Consider the following 17710-nt stretch of genomic DNA (forward strand, 5'->3'; position numbering starts at 1 on the left):
ACAAATGTTATAATTTGAAAGCGATTTTTGCCTAATGGCGTAACTTACTGTACCTGTATCGTACATAACTTACAACTTGTTTTACTCCCTTTACTTTTCTTGCAATTGCTATTACAGCTTTTAATTCCGCTTTATTTTGGGCTATACCCATCAAATAAACAACTCTATCAACCGTATTAACGCTATAATTAATTGACTTAATATTTCTTTTTCCCAGAAGTCTTGTTCTTATTTCCGCTGTTATCATGCCATCTACAGTGGTGTCTAGCATGGAAGCCATTTGAATTGGTACTACTCTTATTTCATTTATCACTTCTTTAATTTCTTTTTGCTGCCAAGCTATTTTTTCTGCTGTAAGTTGTTTTTCAGGAGTGTCAACACTTCCAATGAGCAATACTCTTCCTTCACTTACTTTAACCTTTATGGATGAAAATAGTCCATGTTTTAAGAGCCCCTTATTAATTCTGATGACCATAGTCGTATCATCAATGATATTTCCCAAGGATTTGTCCTGCATTGTTATTGCTGTTGCTGTAGCCACCACACCACCTATTATAAGGGTTGTGCAACCACTTTGTGTAATCAAAAAAATTGCGAGTAAGAAGCTTGTTATTAATCTCATTATTGATTTTCAGGGTTTAGAGCTTTCATTAAGAAATGTTAATAAGCTTTTTTGATTGTGTAAATACCATAAATTAAGTAAGACTTTAAACCTTGAATATTTTTAATGGAATACCTATAATAGGGTACTGAAAATTTCTTGCGGATATGGCGGAATTGGTAGACGTGCCAGGTTTAGGTCCTGGTGAGCTTGCTCGTGGGGGTTCGAGTCCCTCTATCCGCACTTTAAAGTCATGTAACTTAGGTTTTAAGGGAAAATTTATAATCACTAAATACACTTTTGTTTGTGTAAAAACCTGTTCTTAAGGATTGTGTTTAACTTAAATTCTGGTAAAATGACTCTATTAAGATATGAATTAAAATGTTAATAAATGAATTATGATGTCTAATAATATACCTCAAAATACAGTCGAAGTAAGTAGCGTATATACCTACAAAGAGCTTAGTATAGATAAACTAAAGTATGAGTATGAAATCACAGTTGGTAGTGATTATATAAAACAAAAGGTAAATTCCAGGTTGCAAGAGATAGCAGAAAATGCAAAATCACCTGGATTTAGGGCTGGAAAGATGCCCTATGACCTTGTTGTTGCAAATTATAAAAACGAGGCTTTGGAATATGTGATAAATAATACAATTGATTATTGCTCAAGTGATTTGATGAAAAAAATTGGAGTCAAGTCTCACATTTATCCTAAGGTTGATGTTATATCATTACCAGATCTGGGCAAAGAAAATGAGGAGGGCAATTTTGTATACAAGCTATCTTTTGAGTCGATGCCTGAAGTACCGATGATAGATCTTGACAAAATAAACTTAAAGAAAATTGAAGCAAAGATTGAAGAGGAAGATATAAAAGAATTTATTGATTCTATCAAAACAAAGTTCCCCAATTTTGCCTCTGTTGATGATGCTTCTTATCAAGCGAAAGATGGGGATAAATTGATAATTGATTTTGAAGGGCGGATTAGGAATAAGCTCTTTCAAGGTGGAAGTAGCAAAGATTTTGCCGTTAATTTAGGGTCTGGCACATTTATTAATGGTTTTGAAGATCAATTAACTGGTATGAAAAAGGGAGAAACAAAGAACTTTAAGTTGAAATTTCCTGAAAATTACCAAGCCATTTCCCTTGCAGGACAGGAAGCTGATTTTTCTGTGCGAGTTAATGAGATTCAAATTGCCAAAGATTTTGAAAATGATGATGAAATAGCTAAGAGTATTGGGTTTAAAGATTATTCTTTGCTAATAAATCATGCAAAAAAAATGATTGGTGATCAGTGCACCGAAATGAGAAATCTCTTAATTAAAAAGGAGCTGTTTGATTATTTGGATGCTAATTATAGTTTTGATTTACCCACAGACATAGTAAAACAGGAGCAACAAAGAATGGAAGGAGAATTGGGTGCTCAAAATGATTCTCGTAAAGAAGCTGAAAAACGTGTAAAGCTTGCTATGTTATTTATGAAATTTAGTGCAGAACATAAAATATCATTAACTCAAAATGATGTTTTGGGTGTTATTGTAAATCAATATGTCAGTAAAGATGTGCAATTTGACAGAGTACTTAAGCATTTTGAATCAAATAAACAATTTCAAGAATTAGTTAGAGGGCAAGCGCTTGAGTATAAAGTGACAGATTATATAATAGAAAAAGTTAGTAAAGAAGAGCAGATTGTTTCTGTGAAAGAATTAAAGGAATTATTTGATAATATTTAATAGGAAAAGGTATGACTCTTATACCAATTGTAGTTGAACAAACTAGTCGCGGTGAGCGCGCTTATGACATATATTCAAGACTAGTGAAAGAAAGAATAATTTTTGTAACAGGTCCTATTGAAGACAATATGGCCAGTGTAATAGTAGCACAGCTTTTATTTTTAGAATCGGAAAATCCCGATAAAGACATTTGTATGTACATCAACTCACCAGGTGGTGTTGTAACTGCTGGTTTGTCGATCTACGATACAATGCAGTATATAAACCCAGACGTTTCAACTTTATGTATAGGTCAAGCTGCGTCTATGGGTTCTTTGTTGCTTGCAGCTGGTACAAAAGGTAAGCGCTACTCTCTACCTCATTCAAGAATTATGATACATCAGCCATCTGGTGGTTATCATGGTCAAGCAACTGATATAGAAATACATGCTAATGAAATTTTGCGGGTTAAGAAAAAACTAAATCAAATTTATGAAAAACATACTGGAAATTCACTGAAGAAAATTGAAGGAATGATGGAAAGAGATAAATTCATGGATCCTGAAGAAGCAAGGAAAATTGGCTTAATTGACAGGGTGATAGCTGAGCGTACAGATATTGAAATTGAAAATATTAAAGTTAAACAAAAGGTGGGTTAATGGATAACAATAATGATTTACACTACTGTTCTTTTTGCAACAAGGCGCAAGATGAAGTAGATAAATTGATTACTAACTCTTCGGATGGTTTAAAGGTGTTTATTTGTAATGAGTGCATAGAATTATCCCATAAAGCAATAAGTCAAAAGAAAGATAGATCTTTTAATTCAGATCGTATATCTGATATGAAGCTATTACTAAAGAAACCTGAGGATATAAAAAACTTTCTCAGCAAGCATGTTGTAGGTCAAGAACACGCGCAACACGTTTTATCTGTAGCTATGTATAACCATTGTCAATCCATGGTACAATTTCATGCTATAAGTGATATTGAAATCGAGAAGTCAAATATAATGCTTATTGGTCCCACTGGTTCTGGTAAGACTTTGCTAGCCAAAACACTTGCTAAAGTTTCAGATGTGCCATTTGCTATGGCTGATGCGACAACTTTAACTGAGGCAGGTTATGTGGGTGATGATGTAGAAAGCGTGTTGTCGCGTTTATTACAAGCTGCAAATTATGACGTTGTAAAAGCACAGCGTGGTATAGTGTTTATAGATGAAATAGACAAGATTACAAGAAAATCTGAAAGCACTTCAATAACCCGTGACGTTTCAGGTGAAGGGGTCCAGCAAGCTCTGCTTAAGATTATGGAGGGTACAGTTGCTTATGTTCCGCCACAAGGAGGGCGAAAACACCCACAACAAGAGTTTATACAAGTGGATACTAGTAACATACTGTTTATTTGTGGAGGAGCTTTTGAAGGCCTCGATAAAATTATTGAAGCGAGAAAAAAGGGAACGTCAGTTGGCTTTGGAGCAGATATAAGTCAGTCTAAAGAGCAAAAGAAAAAGAATGCTTTACATGATGTTCAACCTGAAGATTTAATCAAATTCGGTTTAATACCCGAATTTGTAGGGCGGGTTCCAATAACTGCTGTTTTAGATGAGCTGGATCATGAAGATTTAATACATGTGTTGACAGAGCCAAGGAATGCACTAATAAAACAGTACAAAGCATTGCTTGCGTTTAGCAAAGTAAACCTTGAGTTTTCAGATGGAGCAATATCAGCTATTGCTAAAAAGGCTATAAGCTACAAAACAGGTGCAAGAATGTTACGTGCTATCTTGGAGTCACTTTTGCTTGACATTATGTATACATCTGGAAACGGAGGCTTTGAAGGTAGCACTATAGTAATCACTAAGAAAATGGTAGAATTAGGAAAAGCAACGGTTAATCATAATAACAATGGCAATGTTATAACGGTTAATGATTAATTTGAGGCATATATTATGAACATTGAACGTGCTGTAAGCTCTAGTTTTACTGCATTGCCAGTATTGCCTTTAAGAGATGTAGTAATTTTTCCAAATATAATGGTGCCTTTATTCATAGGCAGAGAAAAATCTGTTAATGCACTAGAGTATGCAATAAGTAGTAGTAATCACCAAAATGAGATTTTTCTTGTAGCACAGAAAGATGGCTCTGTTGATAATCCAGAGCCTGAAGATCTTTATGAAGTAGGTGTGTTAGCAAGCATTGTACAACCGTTAATAAAATTACCTGACAATGCAGTAAAAGTTATAATCCGGGGGATAAGAAGGGGAAGAGTTGTAGAATATATTAGCTCTCATACTTTATTACAAGCCAGGGTAGAGTTAGACAGTCATTATAAGGAAGATGAAGACAATATTGACTTAGAAGCTTTAAGGCGATCTGTTGTAGACGCGTTCGATAGCTGGTGTAAGCTAAACAAGAAAAATCAGCCCGAGGTTGCCATTAACTCCATTGATCAAATCAAAGAAGTTGATCAACTTGTAGACACGGTAGCTTCACATTTAAATATAAAAGTATCAGATAAACAAAGCATACTTGAGGCTTATGACCCAGAAGAGCGTTTAAAAAAAGCTTTTGCTTTTATTGAGAGAGAAATGAGTATTTTGAACGCACAAAACCGTTTATATAAGACAATTAAATCGCAAGTTGAAAGCACTCAGAAAGTTTACTACCTTAACGAGCAATTGAAAGCTATACAGAAAGAATTAGGCGAATTTGAGAATGGTGATGAAGGGAATATACTCAATGAATTTGAAAAAAAGATAAATGAAACAAAGCTTTCTCAGGAAGCAAGAGAGAAAGCTATAACTGATTTGAAGAGATACAAGAAAATGAATCCCATTTCTCCTGAAGCTACAGTTATATCTAGTTACTTGCATTGGTTGCTTGAGTTGCCATGGGGAAAGTACAAAGATGCAAAAATTAACTTAAATGCAGCTAAGAAAATCTTAGATGAAAATCATTATGGCATAGAGAAAGTAAAAGATAGAATAATAGAATTTTTAGCGGTATTAAAAAGAGTAAAAGAGATAAAAGGTCCTATACTTTGCTTAGTTGGACCGCCAGGTGTTGGTAAAACTTCTTTAGCTAAGTCTATGGCAAGGGCAGTAGGAAGAGATTTTGTTCGCATAGCTCTTGGTGGTGTGCGTGATGAGTCTGAGATACGAGGGCATAGGAAAACTTATATTGGCTCAATGCCTGGTAAAATCATTCAACACATGAAAAAAGCTAATTCATGCAACCCGCTTTTTCTGCTTGATGAAATAGATAAGATGGGTTCTGATTCGCGTGGCGATCCTGCGTCTGCATTACTTGAGGTTTTGGATACTGAGCACAATAAACACTTTACGGATCATTACTTGGAAGTTGAGTTTGATCTTTCAAGTGTAATGTTTGTAGCTACGGCAAACAGCTTAAATTTACCACATCCTTTGCGTGATAGGATGGAAATTATACAATTGTCCGGGTATACTGAAGATGAAAAAATCAGTATTGCTACACACCACCTTATTCCGAAGTTAAAGAAGGAGCATGGTTTGTATCAGAAGGAATGGGACATAACTAATGAGACGTTATACGAGTTGATACGTTTATATACACGTGAAAGTGGTGTGCGGAGTATGGAAAGGGAGCTTGCAAAGCTCATGAGAAAGGCAGTTAAAGAAATATTGACTGATAAAAATAAGAAAATATCCGTAGGGGTTGACAATTTACAAGATTATTTAGGGGTGCGTAAATATACCTTTGGCATTGCGGAAAATGAGAGTTTAGTAGGAATAGTAACTGGGCTCGCCTATACTGAAACAGGTGGTGATATTTTGATGATAGAATCAGTCCTAATTCCGGGCAAGGGAGAAATAAAATACACAGGAAAGCTTGGAGAGGTTATGCAAGAATCTATAAAAGCTGCGTATAGTTATATTCGATCAAATTGTTTGTTTTTTGGTATAAAGCCCGAAAAATTCCAAAATAATGATATACATTTACATGTACCTGAGGGTGCAGTACCAAAAGATGGCCCTTCTGCTGGCGGCGCGGTATGTACGTCTATTGTTTCTCTTATGACGAATATACCAGTTAACAAAAATGTTGCTATGACAGGCGAAGTGACATTGCGTGGTAGAGTTTTAGCTATTGGGGGCTTAAGAGAAAAATTGCTTGCAGCGCTCAGAGGATCAATCAAAACTGTGATTATACCAAGTGAAAATGAGAAAGATATGCAAGAGATTCCGGCAAGCATCAAAGAGGGGATCAACGTAGTTTTTGCTAAGAATATTGATGAAGTTATGAAAGTTGCTTTAATGCACCCTACTACTCCAATTGATGGTGATGATAATCAAAATAGTGTGCCTTCCTCTATAGAAAGTAAAGATGATACTTTTCCTATGTCGGAAACATTGAAGCATTAGATTAAAAAAATATTATCAATCTCCATTTCTCTTTTATCCGGCAAAAACCCACCAACTTGTGTGTCCCATAAGGATATGACTTGCTTTGTTGTTATGTCATTCATATTTTTTACTTATTCTATCTCCCAGTTTTATTCAAGTAGATGATATATTATAATAGTCCTTTTCATGGAAACCTTTTCTGGTAGATTGCTTTCTAGAAAAACCTTGGTCAAGGTGCCAACTGTGGTTTATAATAATATAAATTATATCATAGTTGATTTGCGTTTATCAGAGCTGAGGTATGTTTTATCTTACAAATTTTTTGCCTATTTTACTGTTCCTATTTCTTTTTGTAGGAAGTGGTATATATTTTACTGTTCTTGGCGTGTCAAATGCTTTTTATCAGTTATCTCCACTGGTAGCCATTGTTCCTGCCATAGCTCTGGGCTGGGTTTTATACAAGGGCAATACTGAAGAAAAAATGTATGCCTTTCTAGATGGGGTAAGAGATCGTAATATTATCACTATGTGTATCATTTTCTTACTTGCAGGTGCATTCAGTGAAGTAACTAAAGCAATCGGTAGTGCTGATGCCACAGTTAATTTGGCTCTTTCATTTATACCAACACAATTTTTACTCATAGGATTATTTTTTGTAGCAGCTTTCATCTCCACTGCTATTGGTACATCAATGGGCACCATTGCAACAATTGCTCCTATTGCAGTTGAACTGACACAAGCTGGGATTTCTCCTTCCTTAGGAGTGGCAACCGTTGTAGGAGGAGCAATGTTTGGCGACAATTTATCTATTATCTCTGATACTACAATTGCATCTGTGATGTCTCAAAAGGCTGATATAAAGAAAAAATTAAAACTGAATGCAAAAGTGGCACTAATTGCTTCTATATTCACAATAATTATATTATTTTATAGCTCAAGCAATAGTGCTGCTATTTCAGTTAAGGAGTATTCTTTATTGCTTGTGGCTCCTTACATCATACTTATATTGCTTGCAAACTTTGGAATCAATGTATTTACGGCATTGGTTTTAAGCATAACTTTTGCTGGAATTATTGGATTTATAAATAACAACAATTATGGTTTATTGTTTTTAAGCCAAAACATCACCAAAGGGTTTATGAGTATGCATGAAATTATGCTACTGTCATTGATGGTTGGCGGACTTTCAGGACTAGTAGGTAAAAATTCTAAGGAGCTTGCAGATAAACTTTCATCTTGGGTTATGATACAACGTGGTGGACAAAAAACTGCGCAGTTATTTATTGCAAAAATAGTCAGTATATTTGATATTTTACTTGCAAATAACACCATCGCTATAATTTTTAGTGGTGAAATTGCTAGAGATATTGCTAAGAAATATGAAATACCGCCTCACTATAGTGCAACATGGTTAGGCACATTTTCTTGTGTATTTCAAGGATTAATACCGTATGGCGCTCAATTGCTTTTGGCTAGCACTATTGCTGGAGTTTCACCTTTGGCAGTCATGCCACACGTATACTATTGCTATGTTTTAGGTATTATTGCAGTGTTATATATTGTATTGAACAAAATTGAGAAAAAAGATTGTGCTTAACATACAAGACAATGCTTCACTTTGTAAAAGATGGATATTCCTAGCAGTATGTGCCCTTGCTTGCTCTGGGTTACTGTCAATAATTGTTATTTTTCTACGATTGCCTTTTATCTCCTCTCTTGTTCCTTCTGCACAATATATTTTTGATAATGCGCTGGTAATACACGTGAACTTGTCAATTTTAGTGTGGATGTGCTCTATAATATCTCTGCTCTTTATCATAAACCTACAAAATACCAATAGTTGGTTTAACTTTTCATGGGTTCTATCAACCCTTTCGATGCTGCTCATGTTTATATCCGCATTCGTTCCAAACACTGAAGTTATCAAAAGTAACTATATTCCCGTATTACAAAACAAATTATTTTTACTTGGACTCAGTTTATTTATTGCCAGTATATTAGTAAATACAATGCTAGCATACACATCAAAAAAAGAGGTTTCATTTCTCTCTGTTGGGCAAATTGGGCTAGTTATTATACTTGTATCGTCATTTCTTTGCTTTGTTTTAGCATATAATAATATGCCTCCAGGTCTATATCACTCAGATAATAATTTATTTTACGAATATCTCTTTTGGGGAGGCGGACATTTATTGCAGTTTGCTTTTACTCAAGGAATGTTTTTAGTCTATTTAATAATGCTAAGTTCCAATGATATTAGTTTAGCTTCAAGCAATAAAATTACTATTTTACCACTATTTATAAACACGATTTTAGCTGTAGGCGCACCGTTTGTATATTTTGTTTATCCAGTTGATAGTGCCAAGTTAATACAGTTTTTTACTTGGCATATGAGGATTGCTGGAGCAGTTTTGCCGTGCTTTTTGATAATATTAGTGTGCTGCAACATCAGAACTTTTATTAATAATAAAAGCAACTATTTATTACATTCATTCTTGTTGTTCATTTATGGAGATGTGCTTGGAGTGCTGGCTATTGAAGGAAATGTCACCATTCCCGCTCATTATCACGGTTCTGTAGTTGGGATCACTATAGCTTTTATGAATTTCATTTATTGGCTGTTACCCAAATTAAACTTTAAAGAGATAAAAGGTTCCATGGTAAGATTACAGATTTATGCCTACAGTATAGGGCATTTTCTCCATATCACTGGCCTTGTGTGGCTTGGTGGATATGGTGCTTTAAGGAAGGTTGCAGATCTGCCAAGTATTTCGTCAATGTTAGCACGCACGTGCTTCATTATAGGTGGCGCTATATCAGTTGTTGGTGGAATGTTGTTCGTAATAATTGTGCTTTTACATCTGTTAAAAGGCAAAGCGCGTACCAACTGACCCATAGAAACAAAAAAAACTTGCTTGACAAACTCCGCCAGCCCCCTTATCATGAAAACGAAGCTATTTATTTATCTTCTCTGTACAGATTAAATGACAAAAAAACTCAACGTATCTGGCGTCTCGTGTTTAATTTTTTGCACTATGTGCACCTTATGTCTTTACCAAACTTCTACCTACATAAGCTGAAACGCGCTTATAAAGCGTTTAAAACATAAAAAAACGCCGATTTAAAAAATGGATAGTGAATAACTAGCTACCCTAGGGTTTCTTTTGCCTTTTTTTCTGTTTAGTAAATTTCTTAAACATTTGCAGCGTAGGTTAGTTGCATTCAAAAGCAGCTAAATTGCAGTGTTTAAGACTTAAAAACGCCAATACTGAAAATGGACAATGACTAGGGTTTCTTTTGCCTTTTTTTTATTTGGTAAATTTTTTAATGTTTATGGCTAAACGACAACCGTCATCCCGCTACTTGTTAGCGGCTAAGAGATACCGCGGCGGTATGACGGTTAAGTAGGGTGTCATCCCAGTGTCACGCACTGGGATGACACCCTCTTGGATGGAAATCAATGTCAGATAATTTCATGACACCAGTTGTTGTAAACTCACTTTTTCTCGATTTTTTGGTTTATCTTGTCTACCTATTTTGTCACTCTGCTGAACAGATACACTCAACTGATGGTTAATACATCTTCTATCAAAAATTGTACAAATTCATTGCCATTCCAGTAATTCATAGAGATTTTACCCAAAATAGCTTTAACATTACCCTGCATGATAGCAGAGCCAAGATGAGTATTTGCAGAACGAAATGCAATAGCTCTTACCATAACATTATCATCAGCAATAAAACATTTTATATGGTCAACTCCTATAACTTCAGGCTTTCTTATCTTTGCTCCTTGGATAATAAACCTTGGTTCAGGATTTCCAACTCCAAATGGTCCCAAGCGTTGCAATTGATTCCATAAAGACAAATTTATTGCTTTAGCAGTTACTATACTATCAGCTTTTAAAGTTTTCTCATTTATAGAATTTGAAAATCTTTCAGTAAAAAAATCATGCAAATCATTTATTTTGTCTTCTTTGATTGAAAATCCTGCCGCCATACTATGGCCACCACCTTCAATAATCAAATTTATAAACTTTGCGGAAAGGACTGCAGCACCGATATCAACTCCCAAAATTGATCTACAGCTTGCTTTTCCTATTCCATTATTTAAAGATATCACTACTGTTGGCAAGTGAAACTGCTCCTTTAGCCTTGATGCAATTATACCAATTATTCCCTGGTGCCAATTGCCACTTATCATTATAAAATTCGCACCTGATTGGGCAGACTTTTCCGCTTGTGCTGTAGCTTCCAAGAGAGCCTCATTTTCTAACACTTTTCTTGCATTATTCAAATCTATTAATTTTAGCGCGATTGAATGTGCCTCTTCATCATCATCGGTGGAAAGCAACCTTGCACCAAGCGATGCTTCTCCTATTCTTCCTCCAGCATTTATGCATGGCCCAATACTAAACCCTAATCGAGAAACACTTGGTTTTTCAAGGATTCCCAAAGCATCAAATAAAACACGCAAGCTAACGTTTTTTCTTGTTGACATAACTTTTAATCCTTGTGAGACAAGTGCTCTATTGAGGCCTGTGATCTGCATAACATCACAGACAGTTCCCAGGGCAACCAAATCCAACAGATCAAATAAATCTGGTTCTTTTTTGTTGGTAAAAAATCCTTGCTCACGTAGGCTTTTATTAAGAGCAACAATTAGCAGAAATGACACTCCAACTGCTGCTAGGTTATTATAAGGAGAGCTCTCATCAAGGCGGTTTGGATTCACAACTGCTACGGCGCTTGGTAATTTTTCCGTACCAAGGTGATGGTCAACAACTATAATATCAAGACCAAAAGCCTTTGCATCTTCTATTGGTTGATATGCAAGCGTACCACAATCAACGGAAATACATAAATCAATTCCATTCTTTTTAAGTTGTAATAAAGCATCTGTGTTTAATCCATAGCCCTCATCAACACGATCTGGAATGTAGATTATAGAGTGTATATCGATTGCTCTCAGGTACCTGTTAATCAATGCTGACGACGTTGCACCATCAACATCATAGTCACCAAATATTGCAAGGTTTTCATCATTTTTTATTGCCCGTATTATACGAGAAACAGCTTTATCCATATCAAGAAGGTGAAAGGGATCTGGTAATAGCGATCTGATTAGTGGATATAAGAAGTCGCTTGCATTTTCTATGTTAACACCACGAGTAACCAATATTCTTGCTAATATTTCTGGTAACTCAAATCTCTGTGTAAGAGTTAAGATTTGCCTTTGATCTGCTTCTTGCAACTTCCACAATGCATTTGTTATGCTGCGCTTTTCAATTTCAAGTAGCATATTCTTTCTTTGTAAATAAAACTACTTTACCAGAATTTTTAAGCTTGTTCTATAATTGTATTAGACTTCTGCATAACCTAAACTAAGTAGAAAAAAGGTATCATCTAAGTGGCTGACACTGGTCTCCATCCAAGAGGGCAGTAGCCCCTTCGGTGTCATTCCAGCGCGTGACCAGGTCTTTTTAGCTATCATAGGATGACAGAAGCAGACACTCCACTTTGTCGTTCCAGTGCCTCCTTTTTTTGGGGTTCCAGCGTCACGCGCTACCTTCCGTATAAACATTAAAAAATTTACCAAATAAAAAAAAGGCAAAAGAAACCCTAGGGTAGCTAGTTATTCACTATCCATTTTTTAAATCGGCGTTTTTTTATGTTTTAAACGCTTTATAAGCGCGTTTCAGCTTATGTAGGTAGAAGTTTGGTAAAGACATAAGGTGCACATAGTGCAAAAAATTAAACACGAGACGCCAGATACGTTGAGTTTTTTTGTCATTTAATCTGTACAGAGAAGATAAATAAATAGCTTCGTTTTCATGATAAGGGGGTTGGCGAAGGGTGTCAAGGAATTTTTATGACTTAGTGTCACACGCTGGAATGACATTTGGGAGTTGTTGTCCACTTCTAAATGATAAGAGCCTCAATGAATTTATTAGTTTATTACATGTCTCTTTTCATGTATAAATCTATAGAAAGTTTTATACGGAAGTTGTTTTATGAGCAAAATTATAGAAATCAGAGCACCAAAAACTCTTGGTGGTGAATCAGTTACAGAAGGTATAGTAAAAATAAAGAAGGGTATTGGAGAAGCAGTAAAAGTAGATGACTTGATCTTTGAAATTGAAACTGACAAAACAGCACTCGAATTAACTGCAGAAGCTTCGGGGCAAATAACTGAATTTCTTATAAAAGAAGATGATGTAATAAGTCCTGATCAATTGTTAGCGAAGCTTTCCATGGGAGAAGTAAAAGAGGAAGCGAGAAAAGAAGATAAAAGCGAAAGTGCTGCTAAAAAAGATGCTCCATCAGCTCGTAAAATTATGGAAGAAAATGCAATCAGTGCAGAAAGCGTCAAAGGAACTGGCATGGGAGGCAGAATAACAAAAGCAGATGTGATAGGCCATATGAACAAAGCTGAACAACCTGCAATAAAACAATATGAATTGCCAAAAAGTGTAGTAAATGGAGAGCAAAGAGAGGAACGAGTAAAAATGAGCAAAATAAGGCAAGTAATTGCCGCTCGTTTGAAAGCATCGCAAAATACTGCTGCAATACTGACCACGTTCAATGAAATTGACATGAAGAATGTCATGGATCTAAGAGCAAAATATAAGGACGCCTTTGAAAAAAAATATGGAATAAAACTTGGTTTTATGTCGTTTTTTATAAAGGCGGCGGTGCAAGCATTGAAAGAAATTGCTGAAATTAACGCTGAAATCTCAGGCGATGAAATCATATATAAACATTACTATGACGTAGGTGTTGCTGTTGGCACCGATAAAGGTCTTGTTGTACCAGTTATTCGGGGTGTCGATCAGATGTCATTTGCAGAAATTGAGTTGACTTTAGTTGCTCTTGGCAAAAAAGCTCGTGAGGGTAAATTACAAGTATCAGAAATGGAAGGTGCAACATTTACCATCTCAAACGGTGGAGTATACGGTTCACTTCTTTCCACTCCGATAATAAACCCTCCGCAATCTGGAATACTTGGAATGCATTCAATACAAAACAGGCCAGTTGCTGTTGGTAATGCAGTAGAAATCAGACCTATGATGTACATTGCTCTCTCTTACGATCACAGAATAGTTGACGGCAAAGGAGCAGTAACTTTCCTCGTTAAAATAAAAAATTATATAGAAGATCCAAACAGGTTAGTTTTGGAAGTGTGATTATAAAATAAGTGATTATTAATCTAGTGTTGCTAAAAGCCTAAATATCATCTAGCTCTGCCAGCAGTTTAGCAACTTCCGGATGATCAGGGCCATAATGTTTCTTAAAGATGGATGAAGCCCGTGCAAACAACTCCTTTTGTTTCTTATGGTTACCTAGAGCACCATAGGCGTCGCTTAGGTTTATCAGTAGTGTAGCAACTTTCGGGTGATCAGGGCCATAGTGTTTTTCAAAAATAGGTAAAGCACGTTCAAGCAACTCTCTTGCTTTCTGAGAACTACCTAAAGCATTATGAGCAATACCAAGATTTACCAGCAGTATAGCAATTTCATAATCAGGGATAAAATGCCTCTGAAGAATAGGTAAAATCCATTCGATCAACTCCTTTTGTCTTTTAGGGTTACCTAAATCAGAGTATCCATCATTAATCCACATTAACAAATCTAAAAGATAATCCTTTTCTGTTGTTTGCTTTTCTGAAGAATTTTTTTCTAGCAAATTATCCATGTGTGATAAAAATGCTTCTAAATGTGGTAATAATTGTCGTTTCTTAGCATAATCTTCTAGTTTATCACTGTGGTAAGGAAAACCCTTTTGTAATAGTTGAAAAACAGTCTTTATGTCTTCTTTAGTTTTTCCACTTTTCTCTGACTTTAGCCTTATAACTTCTTGAACCAAGCTGTGTATTAACATACTATGATCTTTTTTGGTAGTTAACATGGAGTAACTTATTAATATCCCAAACGCTTCATGGAAAGTTTCTAAGGAAGGATTATTTTCTTGATTATCAGCAAAGATTTCTAGTAAAGATTGAGGAATAGGACTACCATCTTATACCAATTCCCATTACACGGCAAACAGATGGACAAAGATGGAAGAAAAGCGATAATGAAGTAAGTAAAATAGTTGAGGTATAAATGGCATTAAGATCAAAATTATTGGATGAAAAAGTAGTAGAATCAGCAAAAGAAATGCTGAAGAAAGTAAGGAATAATGCATATGTTTCAAAAAAACTAAATGCTGTAATTGCAGCAAAAAAGTACAGTATAACGGCTGTAGCAAAAATATATTGCATTTCAAGAAAGGCACTTACTGCATGACCTAAAATTTGGCAGAGAAGAAAAACTGTTTGCTCCTCCACAACGCCGTAGAAAAACTAAATTAAATCAGGTTCAACTACAGCAAATTGAAGAGTGGATAGAAGAAAATCCTAATATTACCATTAAAGAAATGAGAATAAGAATCCAGGAAAAGTTCAGATTAAATATCAGCAAATCTACAGTACACCGCTATATGCAAAAGATGAAATTCTCATATATTACACCAAGACCAGTTCATAATGGACAAGATAAAAGCAAACAAGAGGAATTCAAAAAAAAATCTCAATGAAGCTATTTTTCTTTGATGAATCACGGTTTGGCACACATTCAAAGGTTGGACATGGGTGGTTTAAAAAGGGGATTAGAACACAGGTTAAAACAAAATTAGGTAGGCAAAATTTCTATCTCTATAGTGCGGTTAATCCTAGAAATGGAGAGAGTTCTAGCTCAAATGTCAACACTGATTGCATAGACATATTTCTTGAGCAGATGTCGCAATATCTAGAAACACGAGAGGCTTTTCTTGTTATGGATTGTGCTAGTTGGAAAAAATTTAAAGGTACCTAAAAATATCGACATTATATGCCTACCTCCATACTCACCTGAGCTCAATCCTGTTGAGAGGCTTTGGTTATATATAAAACAGAACATTTTGCGCAATAAAATATACGATACAATTGCTCTGCTTGAGGGTGCTTTGTGCAAATTTATTACTTCTCTTGCCAGCTCCACAATTAAACAACTCTGCAATGTCTCCTATTTGACTGGCCAACAATGAGAGTTGGTATTACAAGAAAAGACAATTATTTTAAGGAAGCCATAGAACATCTTTATAGTCTCAAACTTAAGGAAGATCTACCTGAATTTTGGCAAGTCCCTCTTCGAAATTATAACTTTGTCGGCAGAGAAGCGCTGCTAGATAAAATAGAAGAATGCCTGAAAGCTAATGATACAGCAACACTAGTTGCTTGTCATGGAATAGGTGGAATAGGTAAAACACAATTAGCATTAGAATTTATTTGGAGTAAGCTCCAAAAATATAGATGGATAATTTGGCTTGATACACGAGATAGAAATACTTTAATTAACGAGTACATCAAGTTAGGACGTGGACTAAACGTTATTCATGGTTACAGAGAAAACGTTCGTGAAGAAGATCACGCCAAGCATGTTAAGTATTGGCTAGAACACCCTGAACGTGCTGGGTGGCTACTGATATGCGATAACGCTCCTAACTACAAAGATATAGCAGATTTACTTCCTATAGAAGGAGGAAAGATATTATTAACTTCTCGTTATACATTTGGCTGGCCACAACCACAGAACACTATTTCTGTTGATGTTTTTGAACCTGGAGAATCAAGGAGCTACATTTGTAAGATACTAGAAGTGGAAGGAACAAAGCTAGATATAATTCAAGTGGATGCATTAGCAAAGACATTAGGTCATTTACCTTTAGCTTTAGCCCAAGCAAGCGCTTATATAAAGAAAACAGGTATAAATATTTCAGACTATTTGAAATTATATAACGATAGAAAACGAGCTTTATTATCTGATGAAACATTGCTTGAAACATTTCCAGCCGACGCTAATAGAGAGACTGCAGCAATAGTGTATGTTACATGGGACATCACAGTAGAAGCAATAAAAAAAGAATCCTTATTGGTAGCTAACTGGCTTACTGCTTGTGCTTACTTATACCAACTCTCATTGTTGGCCAGTCAAATAGGAGACATTGCAGAGTTGTTTAATTGTGGAGCTGGCAAGAGAAGTAATAAATTTGCACAAAGCACCCTCAAGCAGAGCAATTGTATCGTATATTTTATTGCGCAAAATGTTCTGTTTTATATATAACCAAAGCCTCTCAACAGGATTGAGCTCAGGTGAGTATGGAGGTAGGCATATAATGTCGATATTTTTAGGTACCTTTAAATTTTTTCCAACTAGCACAATCCATAACAAGAAAAGCCTCTCGTGTTTCTAGATATTGCGACATCTGCTCAAGAAATATGTCTATGCAATCAGTGTTGACATTTGAGCTAGAACTCTCTCCATTTCTAGGATTAACCGCACTATAGAGATAGAAATTTTGCCTACCTAATTTTGTTTTAACCTGTGTTCTAATCCCCTTTTTAAACCACCCATGTCCAACCTTTGAATGTGTGCCAAACCGTGATTCATCAAAGAAAAATAGCTTCATTGAGATTTTTTTTTGAATTCCTCTTGTTTGCTTTTATCTTGTCCATTATGAACTGGTCTTGGTGTAATATATGAGAATTTCATCTTTTGCATATAGCGGTGTACTGTAGATTTGCTGATATTTAATCTGAACTTTTCCTGGATTCTTATTCTCATTTCTTTAATGGTAATATTAGGATTTTCTTCTATCCACTCTTCAATTTGCTGTAGTTGAACCTGATTTAATTTAGTTTTTCTACGGCGTTGTGGAGGAGCAAACAGTTTTTCTTCTCTGCCAAATTTTAGGTCATGCAGTAAGTGCCTTTCTTGAAATGCAATATATTTTTGCTACAGCCGTTATACTGTACTTTTTTGCTGCAATTACAGCATTTAGTTTTTTTGAAACATATGCATTATTCCTTACTTTCTTCAGCATTTCTTTTGCTGATTCTACTACTTTTTCATCCAATAATTTTGATCTTAATGCCATTTATACCTCGCTACTTTACTTACTTCAGTATGGCTTTTTTCTATTATTGTC

General features: G+C 35.4%; 11 protein-coding genes, 1 tRNA gene and 2 pseudogenes. 9 read left to right on the plus strand and 5 right to left on the minus strand.

Translation table 11 applies throughout. The features are described 5' to 3' along the window. Positions 1–31: 31 nt before the first annotated feature. Positions 32–622: a BON domain-containing protein gene (locus ACEL90_RS04020; RefSeq protein WP_423348716.1), complete on the minus strand. Its 591-nt coding sequence runs from the start codon at positions 620–622 to the stop codon at positions 32–34. A 140-nt stretch (positions 623–762) separates the two neighbouring features. On the opposite strand from ACEL90_RS04020, the gene ACEL90_RS04025 reads away from it, so the two are divergent. The 7 genes from ACEL90_RS04025 (at position 763) to ACEL90_RS04055 (ending at position 9594) form a co-directional block, all read left to right on the plus strand. Beyond that, positions 763–844, plus strand: a tRNA-Leu gene (locus ACEL90_RS04025). A 158-nt stretch (positions 845–1002) separates the two neighbouring features. Further along, positions 1003–2337 carry a trigger factor gene (gene tig / locus ACEL90_RS04030; RefSeq protein ID WP_423349297.1) on the plus strand — a complete coding sequence of 445 codons (1335 nt, stop codon included), beginning with the start codon at positions 1003–1005 and terminating at the stop codon, positions 2335–2337. An 11-nt stretch (positions 2338–2348) separates the two neighbouring features. Continuing rightward, a complete protein-coding gene (clpP, locus tag ACEL90_RS04035) occupies positions 2349–2975 on the plus strand; it encodes an ATP-dependent Clp endopeptidase proteolytic subunit ClpP (protein WP_006280254.1) in 627 nt (208 codons plus the stop codon). Further along, entirely contained in the window at positions 2975–4252 is a 1278-nt protein-coding gene (gene clpX / locus ACEL90_RS04040; protein ID WP_423348717.1) for an ATP-dependent Clp protease ATP-binding subunit ClpX, read from the plus strand. Before clpP ends, clpX begins: the two co-directional genes overlap by 1 nt. A gap of 15 nt (positions 4253–4267) precedes the next feature. Continuing rightward, complete coding sequence (gene lon, locus ACEL90_RS04045) at positions 4268–6721, plus strand: endopeptidase La (RefSeq protein ID WP_423348718.1); 2454 nt, start codon at positions 4268–4270, stop codon at positions 6719–6721. 283 nt (positions 6722–7004) lie between these two features. Beyond that, entirely contained in the window at positions 7005–8300 is a 1296-nt protein-coding gene (locus ACEL90_RS04050; protein WP_423348719.1) for a Na+/H+ antiporter NhaC family protein, read from the plus strand. Continuing rightward, positions 8293–9594 (plus strand): cbb3-type cytochrome c oxidase subunit I, encoded by a 1302-nt coding sequence (locus ACEL90_RS04055; RefSeq protein WP_423348720.1) that lies wholly within the window; start codon positions 8293–8295, stop codon positions 9592–9594. Before ACEL90_RS04050 ends, ACEL90_RS04055 begins: the two co-directional genes overlap by 8 nt. A gap of 671 nt (positions 9595–10265) precedes the next feature. Here ACEL90_RS04055 and recJ read toward each other — a convergent pair. Both recJ and ACEL90_RS04065 read right to left on the minus strand, forming a co-directional pair. Beyond that, complete coding sequence (gene recJ / locus ACEL90_RS04060; protein ID WP_423348721.1) at positions 10266–12005, minus strand: single-stranded-DNA-specific exonuclease RecJ; 1740 nt, start codon at positions 12003–12005, stop codon at positions 10266–10268. 60 nt (positions 12006–12065) lie between these two features. Next, positions 12066–12287 (minus strand): hypothetical protein, encoded by a 222-nt coding sequence (locus ACEL90_RS04065; RefSeq protein WP_423348722.1) that lies wholly within the window; start codon positions 12285–12287, stop codon positions 12066–12068. Between the two features lie 430 nt (positions 12288–12717). Between ACEL90_RS04065 and odhB the strand changes: the two genes are divergently transcribed. Further along, the gene (gene odhB / locus ACEL90_RS04070; RefSeq protein WP_423348723.1) at positions 12718–13890 is read left to right on the plus strand and encodes a 2-oxoglutarate dehydrogenase complex dihydrolipoyllysine-residue succinyltransferase; all 1173 of its coding nucleotides are present in this window, start codon (positions 12718–12720) and stop codon (positions 13888–13890) included. Between the two features lie 40 nt (positions 13891–13930). Here odhB and ACEL90_RS04075 read toward each other — a convergent pair whose 3' ends face one another. After that, positions 13931–14584: a tetratricopeptide repeat protein gene (locus ACEL90_RS04075; protein WP_423348724.1), complete on the minus strand. Its 654-nt coding sequence runs from the start codon at positions 14582–14584 to the stop codon at positions 13931–13933. A 224-nt stretch (positions 14585–14808) separates the two neighbouring features. On the opposite strand from ACEL90_RS04075, the pseudogene ACEL90_RS04080 reads away from it, so the two are divergent. Next, a pseudogene (locus ACEL90_RS04080) lies at positions 14809–15769 on the plus strand (IS630 family transposase). Between the two features lie 929 nt (positions 15770–16698). Here the strand turns inward: ACEL90_RS04080 and ACEL90_RS04085 are convergent. Then, a pseudogene (locus ACEL90_RS04085) lies at positions 16699–17659 on the minus strand (IS630 family transposase). Between the last annotated feature and the right edge of the window lie 51 nt (positions 17660–17710).

Origin of the sequence: Wolbachia sp. wLmal (genome assembly GCF_049435495.1) — a bacterium.
GTDB classification, from domain to species: domain Bacteria; phylum Pseudomonadota; class Alphaproteobacteria; order Rickettsiales; family Anaplasmataceae; genus Wolbachia; species Wolbachia pipientis.

Coding starts and splice junctions, on each gene's coding strand:
- ACEL90_RS04020 (WP_423348716.1), bottom strand. CDS start 622: ATGAGATTAATAACAAGCTTCTTACTCGCAATTTTTTTGATTACACAA.
- tig (WP_423349297.1), top strand. CDS start 1,003: ATGTCTAATAATATACCTCAAAATACAGTCGAAGTAAGTAGCGTATAT.
- clpP (WP_006280254.1), top strand. CDS start 2,349: ATGACTCTTATACCAATTGTAGTTGAACAAACTAGTCGCGGTGAGCGC.
- clpX (WP_423348717.1), top strand. CDS start 2,975: ATGGATAACAATAATGATTTACACTACTGTTCTTTTTGCAACAAGGCG.
- lon (WP_423348718.1), top strand. CDS start 4,268: ATGAACATTGAACGTGCTGTAAGCTCTAGTTTTACTGCATTGCCAGTA.
- ACEL90_RS04050 (WP_423348719.1), top strand. CDS start 7,005: ATGTTTTATCTTACAAATTTTTTGCCTATTTTACTGTTCCTATTTCTT.
- recJ (WP_423348721.1), bottom strand. CDS start 12,005: ATGCTACTTGAAATTGAAAAGCGCAGCATAACAAATGCATTGTGGAAG.
- ACEL90_RS04065 (WP_423348722.1), bottom strand. CDS start 12,287: ATGTTTATACGGAAGGTAGCGCGTGACGCTGGAACCCCAAAAAAAGGA.
- odhB (WP_423348723.1), top strand. CDS start 12,718: ATGAGCAAAATTATAGAAATCAGAGCACCAAAAACTCTTGGTGGTGAA.
- ACEL90_RS04075 (WP_423348724.1), bottom strand. CDS start 14,584: ATGTTAATACACAGCTTGGTTCAAGAAGTTATAAGGCTAAAGTCAGAG.